Source organism: Microbacterium sp. NPDC060117 (genome assembly GCF_042729315.1).
Taxonomy (GTDB): Bacteria; Actinomycetota; Actinomycetes; order Actinomycetales; family Microbacteriaceae; genus Microbacterium.
In genome coordinates this window covers 1-12561 of record NZ_JBHWXR010000002.1, presented here as the reverse complement: position 1 = coordinate 12561, position 12561 = coordinate 1, and the positions used below count along the sequence as shown (strand labels likewise).

General features: G+C 69.1%; 12 protein-coding genes. 2 read left to right on the top strand and 10 right to left on the bottom strand.

From position 1 onward, the window contains the following. Positions 1 to 21: 21 nt before the first annotated feature. The 4 genes from ACFWCK_RS06175 to ACFWCK_RS06160 form a co-directional block, all read right to left on the bottom strand. Positions 22 to 1437, bottom strand: coding sequence for a glycoside hydrolase (locus tag ACFWCK_RS06175; protein ID WP_378805056.1), 1416 nt, complete (start codon positions 1435 to 1437; stop codon positions 22 to 24). A gap of 94 nt (positions 1438 to 1531) precedes the next feature. Next, a complete protein-coding gene (locus ACFWCK_RS06170; RefSeq protein WP_378805055.1) occupies positions 1532 to 2419 on the bottom strand; it encodes a carbohydrate ABC transporter permease in 888 nt (295 codons plus the stop codon). After that, complete coding sequence (locus ACFWCK_RS06165; RefSeq protein ID WP_378805054.1) at positions 2416 to 3387, bottom strand: carbohydrate ABC transporter permease; 972 nt, start codon at positions 3385 to 3387, stop codon at positions 2416 to 2418. Before ACFWCK_RS06165 ends, ACFWCK_RS06170 begins: the two co-directional genes overlap by 4 nt. Next, entirely contained in the window at positions 3387 to 4799 is a 1413-nt protein-coding gene (locus tag ACFWCK_RS06160) for an ABC transporter substrate-binding protein (RefSeq protein ID WP_378805053.1), read from the bottom strand. Before ACFWCK_RS06160 ends, ACFWCK_RS06165 begins: the two co-directional genes overlap by 1 nt. A 181-nt stretch (positions 4800 to 4980) precedes the next feature. Between ACFWCK_RS06160 and ACFWCK_RS06155 the strand changes: the two genes are divergently transcribed. Then, positions 4981 to 6000 (top strand): LacI family DNA-binding transcriptional regulator, encoded by a 1020-nt coding sequence (locus ACFWCK_RS06155; RefSeq protein ID WP_233309068.1) that lies wholly within the window; start codon positions 4981 to 4983, stop codon positions 5998 to 6000. A gap of 36 nt (positions 6001 to 6036) precedes the next feature. On the opposite strand, the gene recN is transcribed toward ACFWCK_RS06155, so the two are convergent. The 6 genes from recN to ACFWCK_RS06125 are packed head-to-tail and all read right to left on the bottom strand — an operon-like array spanning position 6037 to position 11467. Then, positions 6037 to 7722, bottom strand: a complete 1686-nt coding sequence (gene recN / locus ACFWCK_RS06150) for a DNA repair protein RecN (protein ID WP_378805051.1) — start codon at positions 7720 to 7722, stop codon at positions 6037 to 6039. After that, positions 7719 to 8627, bottom strand: a complete 909-nt coding sequence (locus tag ACFWCK_RS06145; RefSeq protein WP_378805050.1) for an NAD kinase — start codon at positions 8625 to 8627, stop codon at positions 7719 to 7721. The genes recN and ACFWCK_RS06145 overlap by 4 nt, the downstream gene beginning before the upstream one ends. After that, on the bottom strand, positions 8624 to 9439 hold the full coding sequence (locus ACFWCK_RS06140; RefSeq protein WP_378805049.1) for a TlyA family RNA methyltransferase: 816 nt from the start codon (positions 9437 to 9439) through the stop codon (positions 8624 to 8626). Before ACFWCK_RS06140 ends, ACFWCK_RS06145 begins: the two co-directional genes overlap by 4 nt. Then, complete coding sequence (locus ACFWCK_RS06135) at positions 9436 to 9618, bottom strand: hypothetical protein (protein ID WP_378805048.1); 183 nt, start codon at positions 9616 to 9618, stop codon at positions 9436 to 9438. Before ACFWCK_RS06135 ends, ACFWCK_RS06140 begins: the two co-directional genes overlap by 4 nt. A 38-nt stretch (positions 9619 to 9656) precedes the next feature. Further along, positions 9657 to 10688 (bottom strand): HAD-IIA family hydrolase, encoded by a 1032-nt coding sequence (locus ACFWCK_RS06130; RefSeq protein WP_378805047.1) that lies wholly within the window; start codon positions 10686 to 10688, stop codon positions 9657 to 9659. Then, positions 10685 to 11467 carry a hypothetical protein gene (locus tag ACFWCK_RS06125; protein ID WP_378805046.1) on the bottom strand — a complete coding sequence of 261 codons (783 nt, stop codon included), beginning with the start codon at positions 11465 to 11467 and terminating at the stop codon, positions 10685 to 10687. Before ACFWCK_RS06125 ends, ACFWCK_RS06130 begins: the two co-directional genes overlap by 4 nt. A gap of 6 nt (positions 11468 to 11473) precedes the next feature. Between ACFWCK_RS06125 and ACFWCK_RS06120 the strand changes: the two genes are divergently transcribed. After that, complete coding sequence (locus ACFWCK_RS06120; RefSeq protein ID WP_378805045.1) at positions 11474 to 12505, top strand: hypothetical protein; 1032 nt, start codon at positions 11474 to 11476, stop codon at positions 12503 to 12505. Positions 12506 to 12561: the final 56 nt, after the last annotated feature.

Sequence of the window (12561 nt, the reverse complement as noted above, 5' to 3'; positions counted from 1 at the left end):
CCTCCAGGAGGGCTGCGGTCGTCATGGTCGGGTGCGGATCTCGAGGGACAGCAGTTCGGCGACGCCACCGTTGACGAAGAAGCCGACGTGTTCGCCCGCACGCCGGTAGAGGCGGGTGCTCAGCGCGACGCGACGGTCCACGACCGCGACGAGGATGTCCTCCGACACGACGATCTCGACCCGGTGCCGCCCGGCCGGCAAGGTGCAACGTCGTTCGAAGACGAACGGCACGTCGCCGGAGATCTGCCACTGCTCGCCGCCGGTGATCGTGCGCGGCCAGCGATCGAACACCACCCGGTCGTGACGCGGCTCCAGCCGGATCGCCCCGGCCTCGTCGCCGTCCGCGGTCGAGCGCACCAGGAGCCCCACCTCCTCCGTGCCCTCGGCGATGTCCAGTTCTGCCGTGAGCAGGTAGGTGTCGGGCAGCTCGGCGTCGCCGATGGCCTGCGCGAAGCCGTCCGTGCCGTCCAGACGCACCGGCACCGGCATCGTGCCGGGCGCCACGGGCACGGAGAACGACGCGAGGAACTCGTCCGGCAGCCGGAAGGACAGGGTGCCGTCCGTTCCCTGCGTCGCCTCGAGGGTCGAGAGCGTTCCCGCCCACTGCCAGGCGCCGTCGTCGGTGGCTCCGTCACGGCTCGCGATCCAGCCGACGAAGAAGCGCCGCCCGTCGCGTTCGACGGTCTTCGCCGCGTAGAAGGGCCGCGCATCGACCGTGTCGTCGTCGGGAACGAGCCAGGGTCCGTCGACGGAGCGGGAGATCCGGTATCGGGTGCAGAACGCGTCGGAGAACTCCGAGTAGACCAGGTACCACCAGTCCCCCCAGCGGAACACGTCGGGGCACTCGTGAGCGATGTAGCGGCGCGGATCCCAGAACGGCGCGGCCGGGGTCCACGTCATGAGGTCCACGGAGGTCAGCTGCGCGATGGTGCCACGCCGGCGCGTCGGCCCCTCGGCGTGCCGTGCCGCGACCAGCATCCGCCAGGAGTCCCCATCGCGGAACACGAACGGATCCCGCCAGTCCCCCGTCTCGTACCCCTCGGGGGCGCCGAACGTGAGCTCGGGGTGCTTGACCCATGCGCTTGGCCCGGTCGCACTGGTCGCGTGTGCGACGAGCTGCAGCGCGCGACCGTCCTCACCGAGGCGCGCCGGATTGTTGGCGGTGGAGAACAGATGCGCGACGCCGTCATTGTCGATCACGACGGATCCGGTGTAGACGTTGAAGTCCTCGGCGTCCGGTCCGCCACTCGGGACCGCGACGCCGTGATCCTCGAAGTGCACGAAGTCGGTGGTGGTCACCAGATGCCAGGGCATCCCGCTCTTCGGCACCTTCCGATCGTCGAAGAGATACCAGAGGTGGAAGACGCCATCGCGCTGGAACGGGATGACATCTCCGACCCAGCCGCCGTCGGGACGGAAGAACACGGTGTCGGTCATCGGGGCGAGCTCCGTTCAGGGGTCGGAAGGGGACGGCGCCGCCCGCACCACAGGACCGCAACAGGTCCTGCGGCACGGCGCGCGTGATCGCGTGCTAGCGGGACGAGCCCGCTGTGACGCCGGAGATGAAGTAGCGCTGCGCGAAGATGAACAGCAGCACGCTCGGGATCATCGCGAGCACCACGCCGGCCAGGACGACCGAGATCGAACCGGTGCCGAGATTTCCCTGCAACCCGACCAGTCCGAGCGGCAGAGTGAAGTTGCTCTGGGACTGGAGGAAGATCAGCGGGCGATAGAACTCAGCCCAGAATCCCGAGAAGTTCAGGATCGCAAGGGTCGAGATCGCAGGGGCCGCCATCCGTGCGTACACGTGGAAGAAGACGCCCCACTGGCTCGCCCCGTCGATGCGAGCGGCTTCGCCCAGCTCTTTCGGCATCTGCATGAAGTACTGCCTCATGAGGAACGTGCCGAAGGCGCTGCCGAGGGCCGGGATGATCAGCGATGCGAGGCTGTCCGTGAGCCCGAGCGTCTTGATGATCAGGAACACGGGGATGATGATCGTCTGCAGCGGAACCATCATCGTCGCCAGGAAGGCGCCGAAGATCCAGTTCTTCCCGGGGAACGAGATCATCGCGAAGGCGTACCCGGAAAGCGTGCAGGTGATGGTCTGCCCGACGACGATGACGAGCGTGACGATCGTGCTGTTCAGGAAGAACTGCCCGATCGGGATCTGCTCGAAGACGGCGGCGTAGTTGCCGAAATCAGGAGCGAACGGGATCCACTGCGGCGGGTTGGTGAAGGCATCGGCGGGTGTCCGCAGGGAAGTGGAGAACGCCCACAGCAGCGGCCCCAGCGCGAAGACGGCGGCGATGATGAGGGTGATCAGACCGGCGATCCTGCCGATGCGGAAGACCCGCCGTCTTCCGACGACCGCCCGCCGCATGGGCCGACGACCGGTCACGAGCGTGGTGGTCGCGCTCATTGGTAGAACACCACCTTCCGGGAGGCGAGGAACTGGATGCCGGTGATCGCGAGGATCAGCAGCAGGAGGATGATGGCGATCGCCGACGAGTAGCCGAACTGGAGGTTCTGGAACCCTGTCTGGTACATCGAGATGGTCGCGGTCGTGGTCGCTGTCCCCGGCCCGCCCTTGGTCATGATGTAGGGCTGGTCGAACAGCTGCATCGCGTTGATCAACGCGATCACCGCCGCGAACAGGATCGTCGGGCTGATCAACGGGATCTTGATCCGGAACAGCGTGCGCAGCGGGCCGGCTCCGTCGATCGAGGACGCTTCCAGCACGTCTGTGGGGACCGCCATCAACGCGGACACGAACAGCACGAAGGTGAAGCCCACCTGCTGCCAGACCACGATCAGGACGATCGTCACCTGCGCGCCGAACGGGCTGGTGAGCCACGGGACGTTGGAGAGCCCGAGCAGGTTCAGGTAGTAGTTGATCGCGCCGAACTTGTTGTCGAACAGGTAGCCCATGAAGATCGCCACGGCCGCCGTGGAGGCGAGCAGCGGTAGATAGAAGGCCGTGCGGAAGAAGGTGCGCCCGAAGGTGGAGGTGCGCTGGTTGACCAGCACCGCGAGGAACAGCCCGAGCGACAGCTGCAGCACGACGATCGCGATCGCCATGCAGATGGTGACGCCGAACGACTGCAGCACCGGACCGTCCGAGAAGAAGCGCTCGTAGTTGCCGAGCCCTGCCCAGGTCGGCGGGGAGATGACGTCCCAGTCGAAGAACGACAGGCCGAGCGACGCGAGGATCGGCGCGAACGTGAACACGGTCACGAACAGCATCGCCAGCCCGATCATCGCGAAGCCGAACGTCGCCTCCCGCCGGGCCGTCCGCCGCGCACCGGGGCGACGGACGGGCCGGGGAGGCTTCGCACCGCGGGGCGTCGCACGAGGTGCGACGTGCGCAGGAGAAGCGGTGGTAGACATCAGCTGCCCTTCGCCACCTTCTCGAGATCGCTCTGCATGGCGTCGAGAGCGGCCTTCGCGTTTCCGGACGAGATGGCCTCGGTGGTGCGCTGATTCAGCGATGTCGCGAGGGCGTTGTAGTACGACGGCGCCGAGATCGGCACGGATCCGTCGAGCTGGTCGTAGAACACGGACCAGTTCTTCGGCCCGGTCGTCTTGTAGCGCTCAGCGGTCATCAGCGACTTGCGTCCCGGTGTCGTGACGTTGCCCGGGAACATGATGTCGAAGCTCTCCGGCTCGATCATCATCTTGATGACCTCCCACGCGGCATCCTTCTTCTGCGACGACTGGAAGATCGAGTAGCCTCCTGTGCCGAACAGGCTCTTGTTGCCCTTCCACGTGGGGAACGCCTGCACGTCGAAGCTGCCGTCCTTCATCCCCGCGTTGTGCAGGCCGCCTGCCCAGAACCCGCCGCCGATGGTCATCCCGACCCGGCCGGAGGAGAACAGCCCCTGCAGGGTCGCGCCGCCGCCGACATCGGGCGATGGGGAGTAGCCGGCCTTCTGCAGGTCGATGACGTACTGCAGCGCCTCGATCGACGCGTCGGAGTTCGCCGTCGGCGCCCCCCACTTCCAGCCGCCCTTGCGGCCTTCGATGCTCTTGTCGCCCGCGTCGTAGGCCTTGTTCCACAGCCAGTCGCCGCCCGGGTACTTGCCCTCCTCCACGAGATTGCCGCCGTTGGCGTAGAGGAAGGAGGTCCAGCTGCCCCACAGCCGCACCACCCAGTCGAACGGGAGGATGTCGCCGCCGACCTTGGAGATCTTCTCCGCCGTGGTGTGGAAGTCATCGATGCTCCACCCGGTGGCGGGAGCCGACGCGCCCGCACGCTGCAGCACGTCGTTGTTGAAGAACATGCTGCCCGCGTTGAAGCTGTCGGGCATGTTGTAGAGATGGCCGTCGACCATCATCGCCTCGATCAGCGCGGGGTGGATGTCGTTGAAGTAGCTCGACTTCAGGCTCGACATGTCCTTGCTGACGTAGTCGTCGAGCGGGACGATGAGCTTCTTGCCCGCCATCAGTTGCAGGCCCTCGGTCGCGACGCTCACGATGTCCGGCGCCTGGCCGGCTGCGATGAGCGTCAGCACCTTCGCGAGGAAATCGTTCCAGTCGGTGCCGTTGATGGCGGTGATCTTCAGGCTCAGGTCCTTATCGATCTTCTTGATCTTGGGCTGCAGCGCGGTCTGCAGCGTGGTCGCCGCCTTCTGGTCGCCGAAGTACAGCATCGTCAGCGTGCCGGTCTTGGATCCCCCGCCGGACGGTGCGCAGCCCGTCAGGCTCGCCCCCATCCCCAGCAGCGCAGCACTCGCCAGGCCATAGCCTCCGAGCCGCAGAAGATCACGTCGACCCATCACAGGTCCGAACTCGCGTGCCATCAACTTCTCCTCTCTGAGAGTGAATCGGCTTGCACCTTCTTGTGCAGATCAGGGTGTGGTGAACCGATTTATCCGACGCTAACACCTACCAGCAAAGGCACGCAAGCGATGTTGCTAAATTAATTCACCATAAGTGACGGATCCGCTAGGTTAGGAGGAGGCGATGGAGAGGAGGCTGACGATGTCGACAGCGCCGAGGCCCACACTTGCGGACGTCGCACGGTTGTCCGGCCTGTCCAAGACCGCAGTCAGCCTCATCCTCAACGACAGGCCGTCCCGATTGTCGGACGACGCCGTCGACCGGGTCAGGACCGCAGCGGCACAACTGGGCTACAAGCCGAATCCCGCCGCGCAGAGCCTGCGCTCCGGGAAGACCCGTTCGATCGGATTCATCTCCGACCAGGTCACGATCACGCGCTTCGCCTCGGCGATGGTGCGCGGGACGCTCCGTGCCGCCAAGGAGCTCGACCACACCGTCCTCATCACCGAGACCGGTGACGACCCCTCGCAGCTAGCCGCCGCCTTCGATGAGCTCATAGACCGTCGCGTCGACGGTGTGATCGTCGGCCTGATGGCCGCGCGGATGGTCGACGTACCGGCGGCTCCTCGCGGCATCCCGGTCGTGATCGTCAACGGACGCACGCCGGACGATCTGCCCAGCGTGCTGCCCGACGAGTACGCCGCGGGTCACGCTGTGGCCTCGGTGCTGCTGGATGCCGGTCACTCACGCGTCGGATTCATCGGGGACGTGCCGCACATCGCCGGCGACCCGCGTCGGTCCGTCACGATCGCGCGGCGCCTCGCGGGCATACGCGACGCCTTCGCCGAACGCGGCGTCGCCGGCCCTGTCGACGTCGTCGTCGAGGACTGGACGACGGCCATCGGCTTCGGGCAGACCCAGCGGATGCTGGACATGCACTCCGACCTGACCGCGATCATCGCCGCCACCGACGGGGTCGCGTTCGGCATCTATCAAGCCCTGAGCGAGCGCGGTCTGAGCATCCCCGCCGACATCTCCGTGGTGTCGTTCGACGATGAGGACCTCGCCGGACTGGTACGCCCAGGCCTCACCACCGCGCGGTTGCCGTATGAGCAGATGGCACGGGTCGGCGTCGAGATGCTGCTCGGTGAGCGCGACCTCGCCCATGAGCTGCTGCCCATGCCGCTGATCGTCCGGGACTCCGTGCGCGACCTGCACTGACCTGCCTCGGGGCCGCCGGATCCGCGGACGTAGGCCTCAGTCCTCCCGCAGGGCGAGCAGCTCGCGGGCGTGCTCGAGCGCAGCCCCCGAGTCGGCGAGACCGGAGAGCAGGCGCGCCATCTCGGCCTCGCGGTCCTCTCCGTCGAGGCGGCGGACGCTGGAAGCCGTCACCTGACCGTCATTCGCCTTCACCACACTCAGGTGGTTGTTCGCGAAGGCCGCAACCTGGGCGAGGTGCGTGACGGCGATCACCTGGGAGGTGCGGGCGAGCCTGGCCAGTCGGCGCCCCACCTCGATCGCGGCCGCACCGCCGATGCCGGCGTCGACCTCGTCGAACACGAAGGTCGGGACCGGATCCGTGCCGGCGATGACGACCTCGATCGCGAGCATGACGCGCGACAGCTCGCCTCCCGACGCGCCCTTCGCGACGGATCGCGGATACGCGCCGGGGTGAGGAGCGAGCAGGATGGCGACGTCGTCGCGCCCGTGAGTGCTCTCGGGCCCCTCGGTGACCGCGACCACGAGACGAGCATCCGGCATGGCGAGGGCGTGCAGCTCCTCGGTCACGGCGGCGCCGAGCCGGCCGGCGGCCTCGGTGCGCGTCGCGGTGAGGGCCGCGGCGGCCTCGTCGAGCGTCGCCCGAGCGGTGTCGCGCTCGACGGTGAGCCGTTCGATGTGGTCGGAGTCGTCATCGAGCTCGGCGAGTCGTGCGGATCCGGTGTTCCAGAGCTCCAGCGCTGCGTCGAGGGTGCCGTGGGCGCGGACCAGACCCGCGAGAGCGGCCCTGCGCTCCTCGACCGCCGCCAGCTCATGAGGGCCTGACTCGTCGAGATCGGCGAGATAGCCGCTCAGCTGCGCCGCGATGTCGGTGGCGCGGTAGCCGATCTCGGCGATGCTCTCCGCGATCGAGGTCAGCTCGGGATCGCCCGCACGTTCCAGAGCGCGTCGGGCCTCCGCCGCCAGGGTCGTCACGTCGCTGGCGCCGTCCTCGTCCGACAGCGCCGCACGAGCGATGGCGGCGGACTGACGCAGCTCCTCCGCGTTCGCGAGGCGCTCCGCACGCTCGGCGAGAGCGTCGTCCTCCCCCGGCTGCGGATCAGTGGCCTCGATCAGCGCGAGAGCCTCGCGAAGATCGGCGGCCTCTCTCCGGCGACGCTCCTGGTTGCCGCTGATCTCCTCGAGCTCGGCGGACAGGGCGCGCCAGCGCTCCCAGGCAGCCTCGTACTCAGCCTTGACGAGCGCGATCGCGGATCCGCCGAAGCGATCCAGCGCGTCCCGCTGCGCGGCGGCGGACCGCAGCCGCAGCTGTTCGGACTGGCCGTGCACGACGACCAGGTCGTCGGCCAGATCCGCGAGCACTCCGGCCGGGGCCGCGCGACCGCCGACGCTCGCCCGGCTGCGTCCCTCCGCGGTGAGCGTGCGGGAGACGTACAGCTCGCCGCGCTCGTCATCGTAGGGCTCGAGCTCGCCGCCGGCATCGGCGACGGTGTCCGCGACCGATCCGGCACTCGGTACAATCCACACGCCGGCGACCGAGGCCTGGGCCGCCCCCGCGCGCACGGCGCCCGAATCGGCCCTGGCTCCCAGCAGGAGTCCGAGGCCCGTCACGACCATGGTCTTGCCCGCGCCGGTCTCGCCCGTGATCGCGGTGAATCCCGGCCCGATCTGCAGCACCGCCTCGGCGATGACACCGAGATCGCGCAGGCGCATCTCCTCGATCACGCGTCCGCCCCCCGCCAGCCGGAGACCGGCAGCTGGAACTTGCGCACGAGCCGGTCGGTGAACACGCTCGGGTGCAGCCGTGCAAGGCGCACCGGGCGCGAGGAACGGCGCACGATGACCCGCGCGCCGCGTGGGAGCTCGTGCGAACGCCGCCCGTCGCACCAGAGGATCGCGGTGCCGTCGTTGCGATCCAGCAGCTCGATCGCGACGGGTGCGCCCGGTGCGACCACGAGCGGTCGCGCGAACAGGGCATGGGCCGACAACGGCACCACGGCGATGGCCTCGACACCCGGCCAGATCACCGGGCCACCCGCCGAGAAGTTGTACGCCGTCGCGCCGGTCGGCGTCGACACGACCATCCCGTCGCAGCCGAAGGTGGTCAGCGGGCGCCCGTCGATCTCGACGACCACCTCGATCATGCGCTCGCGACTGGCCTTCTCCACGGTCGCCTCATTCAGCGCCCAGGTGCTGTAGAGCACGGATCCGTCGGCATCCTTCACGCGCACCGCGAGCGCCATGCGCTCCTCCACTGAGTAGTCGCGGTCGATGACGCGCGCCACCGCGGCGTCCATGTCGTCGCGCTCGATCTCGGCGAGGAAGCCCACGTGCCCCATGTTGATGCCGAGGACGGGTGCCGTGCCGTCGCGCACGAGTTCGGCCGCACGAAGGATGGTGCCGTCGCCCCCCAGTACGATGGCCAGCTCGATGTCCTCGACGGGAATGTCCGTCCCCAGGACGTCGACGTCCGCGAAGAACTCGTCCTCCGCCGCCAGCTCGGCCCGGTCGTCACCGGAGAGAACCGGCCGCGCACCCGCGCTGCGGAGTGCGGTGACGACCCGTCGGGCGGCCTGCACGGTCTCGTCCCGGCGCGCATGTGCGACGACGAGGATCCTGCGCTCGTTCATCGGGCTCCTGCCATCTCGTCGATCGTGCTCATCCATTCTGTCGGATTGCCTTCGGCGCCGCGGGAACGATCCCCCGCTCGCAGATGCACCAGGTACTCGGCGTTGCCGTGCGTGCCGAGGATCGGCGAGGGCAGCAGCCCACGGACACCGAATCCCTGATCCCACGCGCTCCACAGCACGCGGGCCACGGCATCGGCGCGGATCGCGGGGTTGGTCACGAGCCCGCCGCGCACCGCGGTGCGCCCCACCTCGAACTGCGGCTTGATCAGCAGCACGACGTCGGCGTCGGCGTCGGCCGTGACCGCGATCGCGGGGAGCACGAGCGTCAAGGAGATGAAGGACAGGTCGCCGACCACGAGCGACGGCTTGACGCCCTCCCCCGTCGCCGCCGCCAGAGCCGCGGCGTCCATGTGACGGACATTGAACCCTTCCACGGCGATGACACCGGGATCCAGGCGGATCGATGCCGCGAGCTGGTCGTGCCCCACGTCCACCGCAAGCACCGCACGAGCACCGCGCTCACGCAGGACCTGGGTGAAGCCGCCCGTGGACGCGCCCATGTCCAGCGCGAGCCGCCCCGCAGGATCGATGCCGAAGCCGTCCAGCGCGGCGATGAGCTTGTGCGCGCCGCGGCTGACGTAGTGATCGGCGCCGGCGACGTCGATCGCGTCGCCGTCCTCGACCTTCGTGGACGCCTTGACCACGGGCCTCCCGTTGACGGTGACCAGACCGCCATCGATGAGCGTCGCCGCGTGCGTACGGGACCGGGCGAGGCCGCGTTCCGCCAGAGCGGCATCCAGACGAGCCGTCATCCGCGATCGGGACCCGGCTGCGTGGACGTGGCGGCCCGCGGCGCGCTCTCCAGCCGACGCGCCAGGTCGTCGTGCAGGGTCTGGTAGGCCGCGGCGCGAGAGTCCAGCGGCTGTCCTTCGATCAGGCGCAGTCGACTCCAGAGCCCGTCCAAGGGATCCGGTTCCGTGTTCTCGCTCACCCCCTCAGCCTACGGCGAGATGGTGACGTTCCGACGGATTACGGGCGGTGGAACGGATCCGCGTACAGGCGCTCGGGCACGCGGAAGCCGAAGATCTGCCGCCCGGTGCGCCAGATCGCCGCCGTGCCCGCGCGCACGAGATCGATCGGCCGATCGCCCTCGCTGAGGATCGTGATGTCGGGACCGTCCACTCGGACGGACGCGCCCCGCACCGTGACCGTGTCGCCCTTGATCTGCGTCGAGGGGTACGGTTCGTCCAGTTCGCGCAGGTCGCCGAGGATGTACGTCGGACGCGAGCCCTCGGCGGCGGCCAGAAGGTGCTTGGGCCGATCGATGCCGGTGAGCACGAGCACGGACTCGATTCCCGCGCGGGACGCTCCGGCGATGTCCGTGTCGAGACGGTCGCCGATGAACAGCGGGTGTTTCGCACCGAACCGCGCGACGGCCTCCTCGAAGATCGGCGTCTCCGGCTTGCCCGCGACGGTCGCGAGGCGGCCGATGGCCGTGTGCACGGCCGAGACCAGCGTCCCGTTCCCGGGGGCGACACCGCGCGACTGCGGGATCGTCCAGTCCGTGTTCGTCGCGATCCACGGGATACCGCCCTCGTCCTCGGGCAGCTTCAAGGCGAACGCCGCCTCGGCGAGGTCCGTCCATCCCACCTCGGGAGCAAACCCCTGAACCACGGCGGCGGGAGCGTCGTCCGCGCTGCGCGTGACGCGGAATCCGGCCTTGTGCACCTCGTCGACGAGGCCCTCCCCGCCGACGACGAGAACCGTCGATCCCGCCGGGATGAGGGTGCTGACGAGGCGCATCGCGGCCTGCGGGCTGGTGACGACCTCGTTCGGGGCGACAGTGAGTCCGAGCTCGGAGAGGTGAGCGGCGACCGACGCATCGGTGCGCGAGGCGTTGTTGGTGATGTAGCCGAGGCGGCGCGACTCCTCGACCTTCTTCAGGCTCTCGATCGCGTGCGGGATCGCGCCGGCGCCCGCGTAGACCACGCCGTCAAGGTCGGCGAGCACCACGTCGACGTCGGTCAGCGGCGTGCGCTTGTCCCGGGAGAACAGGCTCACTCGGCCCTCTCCGCGTCCTCCGGATGCGCTGCCTCTGCCGGTTGGGCATGCGGGAGCACGTCCCCAGCGGACTCGCGTTCGGCGCTCTCGGACTGAGCACCGGCCACGTCGATGCCGTCGGACTCGACGGTCTCATCGTCTTCGCCAGCCTCCGCGGCCTCGTCGTCTTCGCCGGCCTCGTTCTCGTCGTGGGCGACGTCGATGCTCTCCGACTCCTCAGCGAGATCCTCATAGGCGTCCTCGACGATCAGTTCCTCGTCGTCGCCGTGACCGAGCGCCGCCGACGCGACCTCTGCGCGCTCCTGCCAGAACGCCGCCTCCTCGACGCGGCCGAGGTCCTCGAGCACCGCGGCACGTGCGGCGAAGAGTGCAGGGCTCCAGTCGAAGGCCAGGTCGGGATTGAGCTCGGGGATCTCGAGCTCGCCGAGTGCCAGCTCCGTCTCGCCGCGATCCAGGCGAGCGCCCGACATCGCAATGGCGAGCGCCACGCGCGTCGCGGTCGGGAGCGCCGCCCGGTCGACCGAGCGCGCCTCTTCCAGCGCACGGTCGGGGCGCCCCATGCCGCGCTCGCTGTCGACGATCAGTGCGATCTGGTCGTCGCTCCCGGAGATCCGACGGTAGGTGCGCAGCTCCCGCAGGGCCAGGGCGAAATCGCCCATCGCGTACGCCGTGATGGCCACGGACTCCCGCACCACCGCGACCCGGCCGGCACGGCGCGACGCCGCAAGGGCATGCAGGTGCGCGCGTTCGGGGTCCTCATCGATGAGCTGGGCTGCCATGGCGAGGTGACGCGCGACCTGCTCAGCGTTCTCCTTGCTGAGGGTTTTCAGCTCGTTCCGGGCAGAGGGATGAAGATCGCGCGCCGTGACGTCGTCCGGAAGCTCCGGGTCGCGCGGTCGGTCAGCAGCGAAAGTGTCACGACGAGGCCGGTCGCCTTCGCGGCGCGGACGGTCGTCGCCACTGCGGAACGGCCGATCTCCATCGCGGCGCGGTCGGTCGTCGCCGCCACGGTAGGGGCGGTCGCCGTCACGGCGCGGGCGGTCGGTGCGATCCGAGGACCCCCGGTACGGGCGGTCGCCATCCCGACGCGGTCGGTCGTCGCCACTGCGGAACGGTCGGTCACCGTCACGACGCGGTCGGTCGGTGCGATCCGAGGCCGCCCGGTAGGGGCGGTCGCCGTCGCGGCGCGGACGGTCATCGCCACTGCGGAACGGCCGGTCGCCATCGCGGCGCGGACGGTCATCGCCGGTGCGGAGCGGGCGGTCCCCATCGCGACGCGGACGGTCGGTGCGATCCGAGGACCCCCGGTAAGGGCGGTCGCCATCGCGACGTGGGCGGTCGTCGCCGCCACGGTAGGGGCGGTCGCCATCGCGGCGCGGATGGTCGGTGCGATCCGAGGTACCGCGGTAAGGGCGGTCACCTTCGCGACGCGGTCGGTCGTCGCCGCCACGGTAGGGCCGGTCGCCGTCACGGCGCGGGCGGTCGGTGCGATCCGAGGTACCGCGGTAAGGGCGGTCACCATCGCGACGCGGGCGATCGTCGCCGCTACGGAACGGTCGGTCGCCATCACGACGCGGACGATCCGAGGAATCGCGGTAAGGGCGGTCGCCGCCACTGCCCTGCGGACGGTCACCGCGCGCAGGGCCCTGACGGAAAGAACGTTCGGAACGGTCGCCGTCGACATAGCGACGGGGCCGCCTCGCGTCGTCATCCTTGCGGTCGCGCGAGGGCTTGCCGTCTTCGGCCATGTCGGGACTCCTTCCGTTGAGCATGTTAACGCAGAAAGGCCACCCTGCGTTGGGTGGCCTTTCTGTTAAAGGAAGTCCGGCGGTGTCCTACTCTCCCACAGGGTCCCCCCTGCAGTACCATCGGC

What these genes read in the sequence shown, in the direction of transcription:
- ACFWCK_RS06175 (WP_378805056.1), bottom strand. Translation starts at nt 1,437, where the DNA reads ATGACCGACACCGTGTTCTTCCGTCCCGACGGCGGCTGGGTCGGAGAT.
- ACFWCK_RS06160 (WP_378805053.1), bottom strand. Translation starts at nt 4,799, where the DNA reads ATGGCACGCGAGTTCGGACCTGTGATGGGTCGACGTGATCTTCTGCGG.
- ACFWCK_RS06165 (WP_378805054.1), bottom strand. Translation starts at nt 3,387, where the DNA reads ATGTCTACCACCGCTTCTCCTGCGCACGTCGCACCTCGTGCGACGCCC.
- ACFWCK_RS06125 (WP_378805046.1), bottom strand. Translation starts at nt 11,467, where the DNA reads ATGGCAGCCCAGCTCATCGATGAGGACCCCGAACGCGCGCACCTGCAT.
- ACFWCK_RS06140 (WP_378805049.1), bottom strand. Translation starts at nt 9,439, where the DNA reads ATGACGGCTCGTCTGGATGCCGCTCTGGCGGAACGCGGCCTCGCCCGG.
- ACFWCK_RS06145 (WP_378805050.1), bottom strand. Translation starts at nt 8,627, where the DNA reads ATGAACGAGCGCAGGATCCTCGTCGTCGCACATGCGCGCCGGGACGAG.
- ACFWCK_RS06155 (WP_233309068.1), top strand. Translation starts at nt 4,981, where the DNA reads ATGTCGACAGCGCCGAGGCCCACACTTGCGGACGTCGCACGGTTGTCC.
- ACFWCK_RS06170 (WP_378805055.1), bottom strand. Translation starts at nt 2,419, where the DNA reads ATGAGCGCGACCACCACGCTCGTGACCGGTCGTCGGCCCATGCGGCGG.